This window comes from Lysinibacillus sp. KCTC 33748, assembly GCF_002237755.1.
Classification (GTDB): Bacteria; Bacillota; Bacilli; order Bacillales_A; family Planococcaceae; genus Lysinibacillus.
The window spans coordinates 576,622-592,673 of record NZ_MWSJ01000001.1; the positions used below are offsets into that span (position 1 = coordinate 576,622).

The following is a 16,052-nucleotide window of genomic DNA, read 5'->3' on the forward strand; positions in this document are numbered from 1 at the left end:
GTGATGTCGAATGAAGTGGATTTCTATCCATTCCAAAAAGCGTTTGCGTGTTTTATATGTATTGTTTATGTTTGTAGTCGCTGCGATTATTATTAGGCTTTTCTTCTTGCAAGTATTAGATCAAAAAGAACTGACAAAGAAAGCCGAAGAGAATTGGGACCGTGAAATTCCTTTTGCCAATGAGCGAGGGCATATTACTGACCGTAAGGGGAAAAATATTGTCACAAATAAGCTTGCACCAACTTTATATTTCATGCCTTCTCAAAGTAAGGATATTGAAGGTGCAGCGGCAAAAATTGCACAAGTTTTAGGTGTAGATGAACAAAAGCTTTTGGAAAAAATGAAGAAGAAAGTGTACTTAGTAAAGCTGGCACCTGAAGGAAAAAATATTCCTTATGAAAAAGCAGTGGAGTTACAAGCTATGCAGATTGAAGGATTATATAGTGGTGTCGATTATTCAAGGGATTATCCATACGGTACCCTATTATCTCGTTTTTTAGGTTTCACAGGCTATGATGCACAAGGTTTAGCGGGAATTGAATATGAATACGATAAGCTGTTACAGGCTAATTCTTCGGCTATACGAATCTTTACAGACGCGAAAGGGAATAATTTACCGAATGTAAAGAGTGCCTGGAAGGCTGGTGAAGATGGCGCAACGGTCGAGCTAACGATAGATGTAGATGTACAACAGGTCGTTGAACGTGAATTATCACAGGCGATGAAGCGTTATGATGCTGACCAAGCAATGGCCATTGCCATGAATCCAAACAATGGCGAAATTTTAGCATTAGCCTCATACCCTACTTTCAATCCAGCAGAATATCAAACGGTAGAGCCAGCAATCTACAATCGAAATTTACCTGTTTGGATGACATATGAGCCGGGGTCAACGTTCAAAATTATAACTCTTAGTGCTGCTTTAGAAGAAAATGTAGTGGATTTAGAGAAGGATACTTTTTATGATCCAGGCTATTCAATGGTTGCAGGAGCACGATTGCGTTGTTGGAAGCGAGAAGGTCATGGATCTGAAACCTTCCTTGAAGTGGTAGAAAATTCTTGTAACCCAGGCTTTATTGAATTAGGTCAGCGAATAGGTAATGAAAAACTACTACAATATGTTAAAGATTTTGGTTTTGGTACAAAAACAGGTTCTAACATTGCTGGTGAGTCTTCAGGGATTTTATTTTCCAAGGACGCTTTTGGACCTGTTGAGCAGGCTACAACTTCATTTGGCCAAGGGGTCGCCGTTACACCAATTCAACAAGTGCAAGCAGTAGCCGCAGCAATAAATGGGGGCAAGCTGTATACGCCATATGTTGTGAAAAAGATTTTTAACCCTAATACTGGGGACGTTATAAAAGAGACTAAACCAGAAGTTAAAAAACAAGTTATTCGTGAGGAGACGTCTGCAAAGGTTCGAGGTGCATTAGAATCTGTTGTCGCAAAGGGCTCAGGACGGCAAGCTTACCGAGATGGATTACGAATCGGTGGTAAAACAGGTACGGCACAAAAGGTAGAGAATGGCCGTTATAAAGACGGCGAATACATCGTATCGTTTATTGGCTTCGCACCTGCGGATAATCCGGAAATTGTCGTTTATGTAGCAGTAGATAACCCGAAAAAGGGAACACAGTTTGGCGGTGTGATAGCAGCTCCAATCGTTGGTCAAATTATTGAAGATATTGCACCTTTTGTTGGCATTGAAAAATCGAAGGAACAGCTCGAAAAAGATTATCGATGGGGTGACCCAATCACTGTGAAGGTACCAAGTTTTATTGGTCAAACGAAGGACGATATTGCCAAGCAACATTATCCATTCCGCATTGTATGGCATGGGGAAGGGACTAAAATTGGCAATCAGCTGCCTGAAGTGGATAGTGTTATCAAACAAGATGGCACCATTCATCTTTATTTAGAAAACTAATTAACTTTACCTTTAAAAAATGGGAAAGAACCACTATTATTATGAAGGGTAGTAATAAATACATGAAAGTTTGTGCTTTTTTCTTCAAGAAGAAAGTGAAACAAGATTTAAAGGAGATTTTTCAATGAAACTCGCAACAACGCTTACCATTTTAGCTCTTGCTTTTATAGTAACAGTTATCCTGGCACCAATTATTATTCCACTTCTTCGCCGATTAAAGTTCGGTCAAAGTATTCGTGAAGAGGGGCCAAAATCCCATATGAAGAAAGCTGGTACTCCAACAATGGGAGGCATTATTTTCTTAATTGCCATTATCCTCACTACTGTTGGAGTAGGTAGCTATTTAGATTTATTTACAACACAAACCATCGTACTGCTACTAGTATTAGTAGGGTTTGGGTTAATCGGCTTGTTAGATGATAGCTTAAAGGTTGTTTTTAAACGTAATTTAGGACTAACATCACTTCAAAAGCTTATTGGTCAAATTGTCATTGCAGTCTTGGCCTATTTCTTACTACATGGATCGTTTGATACATCAATTGCAATACCATTTACAGATTGGACGATCGATCTTGGTATTTTCTATGTAGCCTTTTTAATTTTCTGGTTAGTTGGCTTCTCAAATGCAGTGAATCTAACAGATGGCATAGATGGCCTTGTAGCAGGTACTGCATCCATTGCCTTTGCAGCATTTGGTGTTATTGCTCTGTTCCAAGAGCAAGCTGATATCGCCTTATTTTCATTCGCAGTAACAGGTGCATTATTAGGTTTTTTACTTTTTAATGCGAATCCTGCAAAAGTATTTATGGGAGATACAGGTTCTCTAGCATTAGGTGGAGCATTAGCTATGGTCTCTGTTTTAGAAAAAGCAGAATTCTTACTGTTATTAATTGGATTAGTGTTTGTTATTGAAACATTATCCGTTATTTTACAGGTAGGCAGCTTCAAACTTCGTAAAAAACGTATTTTTAAAATGAGTCCTATTCATCATCATTTTGAATTATCAGGTTGGTCAGAATGGAAGGTAGTACTTGTCTTTTGGTCAACAGCTTTAGCAGTAGCATTGATTGGAGTTTTATCGGAGGCGTTCTTATGAGAAATTTTACAGATTTACAACATAAAAAAGTCCTTGTTTTAGGTCTAGCTAAAAGTGGTGTGGCTGCAGCTGAGATTTTACATGAGCTTGGCGCCTTTGTGACGGTGAATGATTCAAAACCATTTGACGAAAGCCCAGATGCGCAAGGTCTATTGCAAAAGGGGATTACAGTTATTTGTGGGCGTCATCCAGAAGATTTACTAGATGAAGGCTTTGAAATAGTTGTGAAAAATCCAGGAATTCCTTATAGCAATAAAATAGTAGCAGATGCAATAAGCCGTGAAATCCCTGTTTGGACAGAAATTGAGCTTGCTTATTTAATTAGTGAAGCGCCATTTGTCGGGATTACAGGGTCAAACGGTAAAACAACTACGACAACGTTAATTTTCGACATGCTGAATAACGGTAGTTTAAAACCGTTAATTGCAGGGAATATAGGAACAGTTGCATGTGGTGTTGCAAGAGAAGCACAAAAGGATAATGTAATTGTGACAGAGTTATCATCCTTCCAATTAATGGGGACTAAAACGTTTAAGCCGAAGATTGCTATATTAACAAATCTTTATGATGCACATCTTGATTATCATGGGACATTTGATGACTATGCTGAGGCAAAATTTGGTGTTACACGTAATCAAGATGAAAGCGATTATTTTATTTATAATGCTGATCAGCCAGTTGTTGTTGGCTATGCAACAAAATCAAAAGCTCAAAAGGTACCATTTAGTTCTAAGGGATGCACGGATGCAGGAATTAGTGCGGATGACACAACAATTTATTGGCAAGGTGAGCCGTATTTAGATCGAGCGAATATCGCTTTGCCTGGTAAGCATAACTTAGAAAACATTTTAGCAGCTGTCGCAGCTTGTATTTTAGTCGGCTGTGACAAAGCTAAAATGGAAGAAGTGCTAGCGAAGTTTGGGGGCGTTCGTCACCGTACTCAATTTGTGTGTGAATGGAACGGACGCAAAATTTACAACGATTCCAAGGCAACAAATTGCTTAGCTACAAAAAGTGCTTTAGATGCATTCCGAGCACCTGTTATTTTACTTGCAGGTGGATTAGATCGAGGACATTCGTTTGAAGAATTGCGTCCATGTATGAGCCATGTAAAAGGTGTTGTTGCCTTTGGAGAAACAGGATTACGTTTTGTAGAATTTGCCAAATCATGTGGTGTACAGCAAACTGTCATTGCCCAAAATGTTGAGGATGCAGTACACTATGCTGCGCCGATGTCGGCAGAAGGCGATGTTATTTTACTATCTCCGGCTTGCGCAAGCTGGGATCAATATGACAGCTTTGAAATAAGAGGCGATGTTTTTATTGATGCTGTAATGAAGCTGTAATGAGCCTGTAACTATTTTAGAATATACTTGACTTGGAAGGATGGCATTACTGAGAGGGAAAGAAAGCTATTTATTGCTCGTCACAACATTGATGCTTTCAATAATCGGCATTATTTTCGTCTATTCTGCAGGTACCTATTGGAGTGCCGTTCATTATAGTGGAAAAATGCCGTTTTATATGAAGCAAAGTCTATACTTTGCCGTAGCTATTGTAGTGTTTTTAATCACTGTTCGATTAAATATTTTGAAAGAGCAGTCCTTTTGGAAAATGGCCTATATATTTTCGTTAGTTTTACTAGTCCTTGTACTTATACCGGGAATTGGACTTGTACGAAATGGCTCTCAAAGCTGGATTGGCGTAGGTCCTCTAACAATTCAGCCAGCTGAACTAGCGAAAATTACCGTCATTGTATACATGAGCCATATTTTAGCGCAGCATAAAACGGGTAAGTCGATTATTAATTGGCGGCATGGATTGATCTTATTATTGCCCGTTGTACTTATTATGCTACAGCCCGATTTTGGTTCAGTTTTTATTCTCGTTGTTTCTGTGTTTTTATTGTTTTTTGTGGCAGGGTATCCTTTAAAGCTTTATGCAATGTTTATGATTGCTGGGATTGCTGGATTAGTAGGCTTGATTGTCACGGCGCCATACCGACTAAAGCGAATTGAGGCATTTATTGATCCGTGGGTCGATCCTTTAGGAAGTGGGTTTCAGGCTGTGCAGTCGTTAATGGCTATAGGTCCGGCTGGGATTTTCGGGCATGGCTTTGGACAAAGTAGGCAAAAGTTTTTATATTTACCCGAACCACAAAATGACTTTATTTACGCAATAATCCTTGAAGAGGTCGGATTATTTGGTGGACTTGTTATTATAGCACTTTTCGTACTGACGATTTATGCAGGCTATAAATTTGCAGTGCGGGCTAAAACAAGAACATCTTATTACGCGATCATTGGACTTGTAACAATGTTAGCCGTACAAGCATTTCTAAATATAGCAGTAGTGATTGGTTTAGTGCCTGTAACAGGTGTCACATTACCTTTTATCAGCTATGGAGGAACATCTTTAGTAACAATGTGGCTAATAATAGGTATTATTTATCAATTAGCGAAATAAATATAAAGGAGGAGTACTTTTTGGAGAAAGTAATTGACATAGAAGATCGCATACCTACGCTAAAAAAGCGACGAAAAAAGCGTACAAATCGGAAATTTATAGTGCTAATATTACTTTTCTTTATCGTGTTAGCAGTACTCCTTTATTTTCAATCTCCTTACAGTAAAATCAACAAAATTACAGTCAATGGCGCTCGATTAGTAGAAGAACAATATTATTTGAAGTCAAGTACTCTTGCAACTGGGAAGTCAATGTGGGGATTTAAAGAAGAAGAGGTAGAGAAATTATTACTAAAGGATAAATGGGTGAAAGAAGCACATGTTAAACGTAATTGGCCTCAAGGCGTGGCAATAGAAATTAAAGAATGGAAAAAGGTTGCGTACTTAGCTGGTGACGGTACTTATTATCCATTACTTGAAAATGGCAAGCGCTTTGATCAAGCTGGAGATGAAATCCCGATTGATGCACCTGTATTTATCGGCATATCTGGCGAAAAGACAATTAAGAAACTTGTAAAGCAGTTAGCACAATTAAATCCAGAAGTATTAACTCTCATTTCTCAAGTCAATACTAACAGCAATAACTCAAACCCTAATGCAGTCAAGCTCTATATGAACGATGGCTATGAAGTTCGAGCTGTTATTCAAACATTAGCAGAAAAGCTAAATCATTACCCTTCACTTGTGGCACAAATTTCAAATTTGGAGAAGGGAGTTATCGATTTAGAGGTAGGCTCGTATTATCGTCCTTTCAATAATGAGTACAACCAAACAGCTATTGATATAGATACCGATGCGGCCGACCAGGAAGTGGAAAAAGATGAACAAGAAAAAGAATAGCAAAGAAAATTTCTTTTCAAGAAAACAATTTCAGTTGCTTATTGTTTGTGTGACTATGGGGTTTATCATTGGCTATTCCTACAACCAGGCAAAAGATAATCGAGATGCAGGTTCGACCAATCCAAAGCTTTTGGAGCAAGAGGATTCATATCGTGAGGAGTTAATTGCACAGCAAGAGCGCAATAAAGAATTATCAGAAGAAGCGAATGCTTTGCAGGAAAAAATTCGTAAGTATGAAAAATCATTCGTCGCTAGCAAAAAGGATTATACAAAGCTTGTTGAAGAAGCAGAGGATTTACGTTTGTTGTTAGGCGATTTAAATTCAGAAGGAAAAGGGATACGTATAACTCTTCAAGATGGTGATTACGATCCAAAATCTGCTAATCCTAATGATTATATCGTGCATGAAAGCCATATTTTTAAATTGCTCAATGAGCTTAAAATTTCGGGCGCTCAAGCAATTGCTATTAATGGTCAACGTGTTTTGGCGAATTCTTATATACGCTGTAATGGACCAGTCATTACGATTGATGGCAAGCAACATCCAGCTCCATTCGTCATCGAGGCTGTAGGAGATTCAGCAACATTCAAAGCTTCCTTAAACTTAAAAGGTGGCGTTGTGGATCAATTATTAAATGACAATATTGTTGTATCATTTGAAGAAGAGCAAAAGCTAACGATGCCAAAAGCAAAAGTAGAAAGTTAAACGATTTTTCTAATTTAAGATCTAAGGCGTAAATCTGTTAGGGGTTACGATACGTCTAGGAGGGGCTATTTTGAAAAAAAATATGTATACCCGAATAACGATCGTGCTATTTATTATCGGTTTGATGATAGCGGTACAATACAATACCATAAAGCAACCAGCTGAGCGAGATACACGAGATATTTGGGCCATAAGAGAGGAATTAGCAGAAGAAAAGCAAAGGCATTCCACATTATTAGCAGAAATTCGTTCACTTAATGAAGTAGTGGGTCGCTATGAGCAATCTGAGAAAGCAAATTTACAGTCGGCATTATATCAAACGCTGGATCGTTTAAAGCAACAGGCCGGGTTAACGGAAGTGACAGGGCCCGGAGTTGTACTTCGTGTTGAACCAGCGCCCGAATTAGTAGAAATGGGGTATGAAATCAAAGAAATTTCGCCTGATTTACTAACCCAATTACTAAATGCTCTGTTTAAAAACAATGCAGCGAGTGTCTCGATAGATGGAAATCGAGTTGTCCAGACTACAGCCATTCGAGACATAAATGGAAAGACAACAGTGAACAGTGTACCACTGTCCGCACCACCTTTTGAAATTTATGTTGGGACAAGCTCATTTAAGGAAGCACAAAAAATGTACAATTCATTACAGGCTTCCACATTTATTGATTCCTTTTATTTGGACAACTTTAACTTAATAATAGAGGAACCAACAGAGCATTTAATAATCCCAGCATTTGATCAGCCATTGACAAATGATTATTTAACAGAGGTGAAAAAAGGAGAATAATATATGTGGCTACCATTTTTAGGTTTGATATTTGGACTTGCCCTTGGCTTGTTAACAAATATGCAAATACCCTCTATTTATGAAAATTATCTGTCAATAGCTGTTTTAGCAGCCTTAGATACATTATTTGGCGGTATTCGTGCTCAATTACAGCAAGTATATGACGATAAAGTATTTGTATCAGGATTCTTTTTTAATATAATTCTGGCAGCGGGATTAGCCTTTTTAGGTGTGTATTTAGGAATAGATTTATATTTAGCGGCCATTTTCGCTTTCGGAGTACGTTTGTTCCAGAATATAGCAATTATTAGGCGTATTTTACTAACTAAGATAGATGAGAAACGTCACAAAAGGAACAAAAATTCCATAGAATGAGAGAAAAGTTGAGCTAAATGCTCGATTTGCTTAGACATTATGCCGAATTTACAATAGAATGAGAATAAGAGCATTTTTTCGAGGAGGTGCAGCGAATTGAATCAGCAAGATTTATATATTTCTCTTGATATAGGATCATCCTCTATCAAGGTATTAATAGGTGAAATGAGCGATGGTCAGTTACATGTAATTGGGGTCGGAAATGTAAAATCGAATGGAGTTCGAAAAGGTGCGATTGTTGATATTGATGCAACAGTTCAATCAATTCGAAAAGCAATAGATCAAGCTGAACGAATGACAGGATATCAAATTAATGAAGTCGTTTTAGGTGTTCCAGCTAACCAGACGATGTTACAGCTGGTTAAAGGTGTAGTCGCTGTAAATAGTGAAAATAGAGAAATTACAGATGATGATTTAGATAGAGTAGTAGAATCTGCACAAGTCATGTCAATACCTCCTGAACGTGAATTAGTGAATATTATTCCAAGACAGTTTATTGTGGATAATTTAGATGAGATTAAAGATCCACGAGGCATGATTGGTATCCGTTTAGAAATGGATGCCACAATGATTACTACTTCAAAAACACTTTTACACAATGTTCTACGTTGTGTAGAACGTGCAGGTCTAAGCATTCGAGAAATATATTTGCAACCATTAGCAGCAGGTTTTTTTGCATTATCGGAGGATGAAAAAAACCAAGGAACCGCGTTTGTTGATCTAGGAGGCGGTTCAACTACTATCGCAGTATTTGAAGAGGGATTATTAACACATACAGGTGTCATTCCAATTGGTGGCGATCATATTACAAAAGATATTTCAATCGTCTTAAAAACACCAACGGAACAGGCAGAGCAAATTAAACATCAATTTGGACATGCCTATTATGATGATGCATCTGATGAAGAACTATTCGAAGTACCGGTTGTAGGGACAGATTCAACAGATCAGTACAGCCAGCGCTATATTTCGGAAATAATTGGCGCTCGTTTGGAAGAATTATTTGAATTAGTCATTGACGAGTTAGCCCGTCTAGGTGTTAGAGATTTACCAGGTGGTGTTGTTTTGACTGGAGGCGTTGCAAAGCTTGACGGTATTGCTCAACTGGCACGTCAAATTCTGCAAACTCGTGTTAGAATATATACACCTGATTATATTGGCGTTAGAGAGCCTTCATTTTCGACGGCAGTTGGACTTATTCGTTACGCCTATTTAGAAGATGATTTTTATGGAAAAAGTGCTAATACGCAACCTATTGAATATGCAGTTGTAGGATCTCCTGCAGCCACATCTAAGAAGCAAGAATATGCTACACCTTCAGAGCCAAAAGGAAGCGTAATCGGAAGAGCAAAAAAATTATTTGATAAGTTTTTTGATTAACTTCTTTCAGCAGGTGTCCAAACACCCGCTGAAAGAAGTTAAAGCCTACGGCGGATGTCACGGAATCGGAAAGGAGTTCTACATAGGATGTTAGCCTAAAACATCGCATCCATGCGATAACGGCTAACTGACCTGCATCGGTAAAAACGCCACGTCCTGTGGCATTACCGAAATGACCGACATCGTGTCGGCCCTCAGCAGGCCTAAGCACAAAGCCGATTCCGGACGCAATTATACCGAGGCATAATTGATCTTGAATGCGTAATGAATGATACAGAGTCGAGTTACCGTGGGAGGAAAAAGAAATGTTAGAATTTGATACAAGTGTTGATCAACTTGCAGTAATAAAAGTCATTGGTGTTGGTGGCGGCGGTAACAACGCTGTCAATCGAATGATAGAACATGGTGTACAAGGTGTTGACTTTATCGCAGTAAACACAGATGCACAGGCCTTAAATTTATCGAAGGCAGAAATAAAGCTACAAATTGGTACAAAACTTACACGTGGATTAGGTGCAGGTGCTAATCCTGAAGTAGGGAAAAAAGCAGCAGAAGAGAGCCGTGAACAATTAGAGGAAGTTCTTCGTGGTGCTGATATGGTATTCGTTACAGCTGGAATGGGCGGAGGAACTGGTACTGGTGCCGCGCCAGTAATCGCACAAATTGCTCGCGATTTAGGAGCTCTTACAGTCGGTGTTGTAACGCGTCCATTTACGTTTGAAGGTCGCAAACGACAAACACAAGCTATCGGTGGTATCGGTGGCATGAAAGAGTCTGTTGATACTTTAATCGTTATTCCGAACGACAAGTTATTACAAATTGTTGATAAATCTACACCAATGCTAGAAGCATTCCGTGAAGCAGATAATGTTTTACGACAAGGTGTACAAGGTATTTCAGATTTAATTGCAACGCCAGGTCTTATTAACTTAGACTTTGCAGACGTAAAAACTATTATGTCTAACAAAGGTTCAGCGTTAATGGGTATTGGTATTGCTACAGGTGAAAACCGTGCTGCAGAAGCGGCTAAGAAAGCTATTTCAAGTCCATTACTTGAATCATCAATTGATGGCGCTAAAGGTGTCCTTATGAACATTACTGGTGGCTCAAATCTTAGCCTATTTGAAGTACAAGAGGCTGCTGATATTGTAGCATCAGCATCAGATGAAGAAGTAAATATGATTTTCGGTTCGGTTATTAACGAAAATCTAAAAGATGAAATTATTGTGACAGTAATTGCAACTGGTTTCTCAGAGGAAGCTTTACAGCAACAGCGTAATACTCCACGACCGACGTTAAATGCAAACAGACAAGCTACACAACAACAGCAAGCTCCGATTCGTGAGCAACGTCAAGAAGTGCATGTGCATCAAGAACAACCACGTCAAAATCAACAAAATTATGTACAGGATGACACGCTTGAAGTACCGGCATTTTTACGCAATCGTAAAAATCGCGGATAAGTCAGCATCCGAACTTTAAAAAGCTCGTATTTTACATTATGTGAAATACGAGCTTTTTTGTGTTGTTGAAAAACTATTAATTTTGGCGCTTCTGCAAAACGAAGGGGTGATTTCCATTCCGACTGGACGCTTTGCCGCTGACGCTACGCTTTCGCGCAGATAAAACATTTGTAGCTGCCGCTTTGCTTTCGCTACAGAAAATATTTGTTGTTGCTGTCGCTACGCTTTCGCACAGAAAACATCCGCTTCGCTGCAGGGTCTCGGGCCAACAGATGTCTTTTGCGCGAAAGCGTGAGTGCAACGTAGCGACAGCAGCACGACGTTGGTCACGAAGGCGTTATCACAGGATGTGATGGTTTTAGCCTTCGTTCCTCTATTGCTGATCCCAGAGGAGTCGCCCAGTCTCCACTCCAATCAACCATTTTACATAAAATGTGTCTATTTGCATATCACTCTAATTTAAAGTGTGATAAGTGATAGTGACATAAAAATTAATTATGTTCAAATGTGTAGGGAAAGGATGTATTTTGTCAAAACATTTTTATGAAATGATGCGATTGTTTGACAATATTTGTGGGTGTAACATGCTAACTTTGTAAGTAGGAGGCGGCTGTTATGTATGGAGAATGGCTGGTGCTCATTAATACACTTTTTAATCTAGCGATACTTACGTTTACAGCGAGAGTAACAGGGGTTTTTGTAAAGAACACGAGATTATTAATGAGTTCTATTTGTAGTAGTTTTGTAGCTGTAATAGGTGGTCAAATGCTGTTAATGACGATACTGAGCTTTATCTTACTAATCGGCATAGCTTTTCGCTTTAAGATTCGAAGTTTTCAAAAGCAAGGACCGATTGTTTTAACAGCAACAATCATTATTGGTGGATTATTAACAGCGTTACAACCGTATTTAAAAAATCTTTCTGCTGTCCATTTTATAATTATTTGCCTACTATTAGCAGTTGGTAACCTTGTTGCTTTTTATAAGCAATGGGGATTTGTAAAGCTTGAGCGGTTAAGTGGTCAGTTTGTGTTTGATACGAATTTAAAAATTTTTGATATCACGATACCGCTTTCTGCATTTGTAGATACAGGGAATCAAGCAATTGAGCCACTATCAGGAAAACCTGTTCACTTTGTCTCTTATGCAGCATTACGCTCACATTTACCTGCAGCATTTTGCAAGTCATTAATAGAATGGCAAGAAACTGATCCGTATAATGTATCCATGTTTTCAGAAGATTATCAGCGTTATATTCGATTTATTCATGTTAATACAGTGCAACAGCAGTCAGTTGTACTAGGTTTCCGCTTTGATGAGTGGCATATAAAAGGGGAGCACTCACAAGTGAAAACGAATGAATATATCGTATTAACAAGAAAGGCTAAAAATTTTCCGCACAGCACAGCAGCAATTTTACATTTTTCAGCGCTTTCAAATAACTCATAGAGGGGGAGAACTATTGCTTCTTAGGCTACTTGCTAGCTTGAAAAAATTTTGGAGTAAGTTTCGGAGTCGTGAAACGTACTATATAGGGGGAAATGATTCATTGCCAGTGCCATTAAGTCGAGAAGAAGAAGTTACAGTCATTGCATCCTTTATGAATGGTGATTTAAGAGCTAGAGATACACTAATTGAACGTAATTTGCGTCTTGTTGTTTATATTGCTAGACGTTTTGATAATACGGGAACACCGATTGAGGATTTAATAAGTATTGGCTCGATCGGTTTAATTAAGGCGATTGAAACGTTCAATACTGATAAAAATATTAAGCTTGCCACATACGCATCACGTTGTATTGAAAATGAAATTTTGATGCATTTACGTAAAACAAGTCGCATGAAGGGTGAAGTTTCATTAGATGAACCATTAAACTCAGATGCTGATGGAAATGAATTGTTATTGTCTGATATTTTAGGAACGGAAGAGCATATTATTTTAGACAATGTAGAGAAGAAAATTGAGCGTCAACATATGTTTCATGCGATCAATTTACTAGGCGCGCGTGAAAGATATATTATGGAATGTCGTTTCGGCCTCAATGGAAAAATTGAAATGACTCAAAAAGAAGTTGCTGATCATTTAGGTATTTCGCAATCATATATTTCCCGATTAGAGAAGAAAATTATTCAAGATTTACGTGAAAATCTGAATCAGCCAATATCTTAGAGAGGGAAATTTACCCTACCTAAAATTGGTCATAGCTTTTGTGCATATTCTCGTTTCTCTCGGACAAACTGATGTAACGGTTTAGTCAGAGAATAACATCCGGAGGAATCGAATATATGCGAACTAAAGTAGATCTTTGCGGCTTAGATACATCGACTTTGCCAATTTTAAAGCACGAGGAAATGAAGGAACTATTTATTCGTTTACAAGCTGGAGAAACTGAGATTAGGGAAGAGCTTGTAATGTGCAATTTAAGGTTAGTGCTCAGTATTGTCGGTAGATTTGCCTATAGGGGTGAACAGGCAGATGATTTATTTCAGGTAGGCTGTATTGGCCTCATGAAAGCCATTGATCATTTTGATTTGAAGCATAATGTACGATTTTCAACATATGCTGTGCCAATGATCATAGGTGAAATTCGTCGCCATCTGCGTGATCATCATGCATTGCGCGTTTCTCGATCTCTAAGAGATATTGCATATAAGGCGATGCAGGCAAAAGAGCAATGGATAACCGATAATTTACGAGAACCAACGATTGAAGAAATTGCTGAAATGATTGACATGAAAAAGGAAGATGTTTTATTTGCTTTAGATGCCATTCAAGACCCAGTTTCCTTACAGGAGCCTATTTATTCAGACGGCGGAGACGCTGTTTATATGATGGATCAATTACGTGATGATGATGTATCAGAAGATCAATGGGTTGCCTACGTGTCGGTAAAGGAAAGTTTACAAAAGTTAGATGATCGTCAACAAATGATTGTTGCAAAGCGTTTTTATTACGGTGAGACACAAACTGAAATTGCAAAAGAATTGGGGATTTCTCAAGCGCAAATTTCACGTCTAGAAAAAAATGCAATTGAAACAATGCAGAAAGATTATAAGTAAAAACACAATGCGCACCCGAATCTCGGTGCGCATTTTAATTTATGTCACAATGAAATTAAAATGTCATATTAGGTGGATGTCGATAAAAAGTAAAAGTAGGGTGATAAAAAGTGAAAGTTAATCGATAAAAAGTAAAAGTTGGGCGATAATCTTTGAAAGTGTTTCGATAAAATTAAAAAGTTGAGATATCATTTTGCCAAAGAGCCAAATTAATTTAACTATGACAGTTTTACAACATTTGCTTAATCATTTCATTTTCATTTAAACAACAATAAACACATAAATATAAAGAGAAAACATAGTTTGTTGAGATAAAAACGATGTTGAGAGTAATTGATTTAGGAGGGATAAAATGCGTTTCTCGATGTTACAGCAAAAAGAAGTAATTGAAGCAGGGAACGGACGCTTTTTAGGATTTGTGGTAGATGCAGAGGTATCCAAAGAAACAGGCTATGTAACGGCTTTTATGATTGCAGAGCCCCGAAAATATTTAGGCCTTTTTCGCGGGGAAGAATCGGTTAGGAAAGTGTATATGAAAGATGTACTTGTAGTTGGAAAGGATGTCATTTTAGTGAAAGCGATATCCTAAAAGACAAAATTATTATGCATATTAAAAATCTAAGCATTTTAAAGCATTGCCAGGGTAAAATGTACTTTCACATAGGTCAGGCTATTCATTGATAATTCAAGCATTGCTTGTTACAATATAAGAAACTATTGTTGTAAAGTTGGGAAAAACATTGACAAAAATCTTAACAAATTTGAAGAAAATTAATGATCTTATACAAGCAGCAAAAAAACGTGCAAATCGTGAAGCAGAGAAAGTTCAAATTATTGCAGTGACAAAAGAAGTTTCTGTAGAAAGAACACAAGAAGCAATTGATGCAGGCCTTATTCATTTAGGAGAGAACCGTCCTGAAGGCTTAAATCGTAAAACTGAAGCGATTCAAGCTGATGTACATTGGCATTATATTGGTTCTTTACAAACACGTAAGGTCAAACAGGTCATTAACAGTTTTGATTATTTACATTCACTAGATCGTTTGAGTTTAGCGCAAGAAATTGAAAAAAGAGCAGACAAACCTGTTAAATGCTTTGTACAAGTTAATGTATCGGGCGAAGAGTCAAAACATGGTTTATCGATTGAAGAAGTCCTACCTTTTATTGAATCATTAAAAAGTTTTACGAAAGTTCAAGTCGTTGGTTTAATGACAATGGCACCGAATACAGCTGAGGATACAATTATTCGCTCTGTTTTTAAGCAATTAAAACAATGTCAACAGCAAATAGCCGAGCAAGGATTCGCACATGCACCTTGTACCGAGTTATCAATGGGCATGTCTAATGACTTTGAAATTGCGGTAGAAGAAGGGGCTACATTTGTACGAGTTGGAACGGCTCTTGTTGGAAATGAAAGAGGGGAACAGGATGAGCATGAAAAATAAAATTAAAAATTTCTTTTATCTTGAGGAAGAAATAGAAGAAGAAATCACTCAAGCTCCTATTCAACAGCAACAACCCGTACAACAACAACAGCAACAGCAACAGATCCAATCGGTGAAGCCTAAAAAAGTTATGAAGGAGCGTAAGGCACCGGTTCAGGAAATTTTTCCGCAAAGTACCACATCTACAAACAATATTGTCAGTTTGCAGTCAGCAATGAATTCTAAAGGTTCAAAAGTTGTATTAGTTGAACCTAGAGTTTATGCAGAAGCGCAGGACATTGCAGAACATTTAAAAAATAGGCGTGCAACGATCGTCAATTTACAACGAATTGAGCGAGAACAAGGTGTACGGATTATTGATTTTTTAAGTGGCACAGTGTATGCACTCGGCGGTGATATTCAAAGAATCGGCAAAGACATTTTCCTATGCACACCTGAAAATGTAGAAGTATCTGGCGAAATTTCGAATTTTATTTTAGACGATAATTAATAGCGAGGATTGTAG

16 protein-coding genes are annotated in these 16,052 nt (G+C 37.9%); all 16 read left to right on the forward strand.

The features are described 5' to 3' along the window. The first annotated feature begins 10 nt into the window (after positions 1-10). The 16 genes from B1B04_RS02565 to B1B04_RS02640 all read left to right on the forward strand — a co-directional run bounded on the left by B1B04_RS02565 (position 11) and on the right by B1B04_RS02640 (position 16,037). A complete protein-coding gene (locus B1B04_RS02565; protein WP_079559767.1) occupies positions 11-1,927 on the forward strand; it encodes a stage V sporulation protein D in 1,917 nt (638 codons plus the stop codon). A gap of 124 nt (positions 1,928-2,051) precedes the next feature. Beyond that, positions 2,052-3,023: a phospho-N-acetylmuramoyl-pentapeptide-transferase gene (gene mraY / locus B1B04_RS02570; RefSeq protein WP_079559768.1), complete on the forward strand. Its 972-nt coding sequence runs from the start codon at positions 2,052-2,054 to the stop codon at positions 3,021-3,023. Next, positions 3,020-4,369: a UDP-N-acetylmuramoyl-L-alanine--D-glutamate ligase gene (gene murD, locus B1B04_RS02575; RefSeq protein ID WP_079559769.1), complete on the forward strand. Its 1,350-nt coding sequence runs from the start codon at positions 3,020-3,022 to the stop codon at positions 4,367-4,369. The genes mraY and murD overlap by 4 nt, the downstream gene beginning before the upstream one ends. Positions 4,370-4,409: 40 nt before the next feature. Continuing rightward, a complete protein-coding gene (ftsW, locus tag B1B04_RS02580; protein ID WP_079559770.1) occupies positions 4,410-5,489 on the forward strand; it encodes a putative lipid II flippase FtsW in 1,080 nt (359 codons plus the stop codon). 20 nt (positions 5,490-5,509) lie between these two features. Next, complete coding sequence (locus B1B04_RS02585) at positions 5,510-6,328, forward strand: cell division protein FtsQ/DivIB (protein ID WP_079559771.1); 819 nt, start codon at positions 5,510-5,512, stop codon at positions 6,326-6,328. Continuing rightward, positions 6,309-7,034, forward strand: a complete 726-nt coding sequence (locus B1B04_RS02590; RefSeq protein ID WP_079559772.1) for a DUF881 domain-containing protein — start codon at positions 6,309-6,311, stop codon at positions 7,032-7,034. Before B1B04_RS02585 ends, B1B04_RS02590 begins: the two co-directional genes overlap by 20 nt. Positions 7,035-7,104: 70 nt before the next feature. Beyond that, positions 7,105-7,824, forward strand: a complete 720-nt coding sequence (locus B1B04_RS02595; protein WP_079559773.1) for a DUF881 domain-containing protein — start codon at positions 7,105-7,107, stop codon at positions 7,822-7,824. 3 nt (positions 7,825-7,827) lie between these two features. Then, positions 7,828-8,199 (forward strand): small basic family protein, encoded by a 372-nt coding sequence (locus B1B04_RS02600; RefSeq protein ID WP_079559774.1) that lies wholly within the window; start codon positions 7,828-7,830, stop codon positions 8,197-8,199. 96 nt (positions 8,200-8,295) lie between these two features. Next, positions 8,296-9,579, forward strand: a complete 1,284-nt coding sequence (ftsA, locus tag B1B04_RS02605) for a cell division protein FtsA (RefSeq protein ID WP_079559775.1) — start codon at positions 8,296-8,298, stop codon at positions 9,577-9,579. Positions 9,580-9,884: 305 nt separating this feature from the next. Beyond that, positions 9,885-11,042: a cell division protein FtsZ gene (gene ftsZ / locus B1B04_RS02610; RefSeq protein WP_079559776.1), complete on the forward strand. Its 1,158-nt coding sequence runs from the start codon at positions 9,885-9,887 to the stop codon at positions 11,040-11,042. A gap of 615 nt (positions 11,043-11,657) precedes the next feature. After that, positions 11,658-12,491, forward strand: coding sequence for a sigma-E processing peptidase SpoIIGA (locus B1B04_RS02615; protein WP_079559777.1), 834 nt, complete (start codon positions 11,658-11,660; stop codon positions 12,489-12,491). 13 nt (positions 12,492-12,504) lie between these two features. Beyond that, the gene (gene sigE / locus B1B04_RS02620; protein ID WP_049668349.1) at positions 12,505-13,212 is read left to right on the forward strand and encodes an RNA polymerase sporulation sigma factor SigE; all 708 of its coding nucleotides are present in this window, start codon (positions 12,505-12,507) and stop codon (positions 13,210-13,212) included. A 116-nt stretch (positions 13,213-13,328) separates the two neighbouring features. Next, positions 13,329-14,102, forward strand: a complete 774-nt coding sequence (gene sigG, locus B1B04_RS02625) for an RNA polymerase sporulation sigma factor SigG (protein WP_049668350.1) — start codon at positions 13,329-13,331, stop codon at positions 14,100-14,102. 352 nt (positions 14,103-14,454) lie between these two features. Then, a complete protein-coding gene (locus B1B04_RS02630; RefSeq protein ID WP_079559778.1) occupies positions 14,455-14,691 on the forward strand; it encodes a PRC-barrel domain-containing protein in 237 nt (78 codons plus the stop codon). 151 nt (positions 14,692-14,842) lie between these two features. Then, positions 14,843-15,547: a YggS family pyridoxal phosphate-dependent enzyme gene (locus tag B1B04_RS02635; protein WP_240518168.1), complete on the forward strand. Its 705-nt coding sequence runs from the start codon at positions 14,843-14,845 to the stop codon at positions 15,545-15,547. Then, complete coding sequence (locus tag B1B04_RS02640; protein ID WP_079559780.1) at positions 15,531-16,037, forward strand: cell division protein SepF; 507 nt, start codon at positions 15,531-15,533, stop codon at positions 16,035-16,037. The genes B1B04_RS02635 and B1B04_RS02640 overlap by 17 nt, the downstream gene beginning before the upstream one ends. Positions 16,038-16,052: the final 15 nt, after the last annotated feature.

Coding starts and splice junctions, on each gene's coding strand:
- B1B04_RS02565 (WP_079559767.1), top strand. CDS start 11: ATGAAGTGGATTTCTATCCATTCCAAAAAGCGTTTGCGTGTTTTATAT.
- mraY (WP_079559768.1), top strand. CDS start 2,052: ATGAAACTCGCAACAACGCTTACCATTTTAGCTCTTGCTTTTATAGTA.
- murD (WP_079559769.1), top strand. CDS start 3,020: ATGAGAAATTTTACAGATTTACAACATAAAAAAGTCCTTGTTTTAGGT.
- ftsW (WP_079559770.1), top strand. CDS start 4,410: ATGGCATTACTGAGAGGGAAAGAAAGCTATTTATTGCTCGTCACAACA.
- B1B04_RS02590 (WP_079559772.1), top strand. CDS start 6,309: ATGAACAAGAAAAAGAATAGCAAAGAAAATTTCTTTTCAAGAAAACAA.
- B1B04_RS02600 (WP_079559774.1), top strand. CDS start 7,828: ATGTGGCTACCATTTTTAGGTTTGATATTTGGACTTGCCCTTGGCTTG.
- ftsZ (WP_079559776.1), top strand. CDS start 9,885: ATGTTAGAATTTGATACAAGTGTTGATCAACTTGCAGTAATAAAAGTC.
- B1B04_RS02615 (WP_079559777.1), top strand. CDS start 11,658: ATGTATGGAGAATGGCTGGTGCTCATTAATACACTTTTTAATCTAGCG.
- sigG (WP_049668350.1), top strand. CDS start 13,329: ATGCGAACTAAAGTAGATCTTTGCGGCTTAGATACATCGACTTTGCCA.
- B1B04_RS02630 (WP_079559778.1), top strand. CDS start 14,455: ATGCGTTTCTCGATGTTACAGCAAAAAGAAGTAATTGAAGCAGGGAAC.
- B1B04_RS02640 (WP_079559780.1), top strand. CDS start 15,531: ATGAGCATGAAAAATAAAATTAAAAATTTCTTTTATCTTGAGGAAGAA.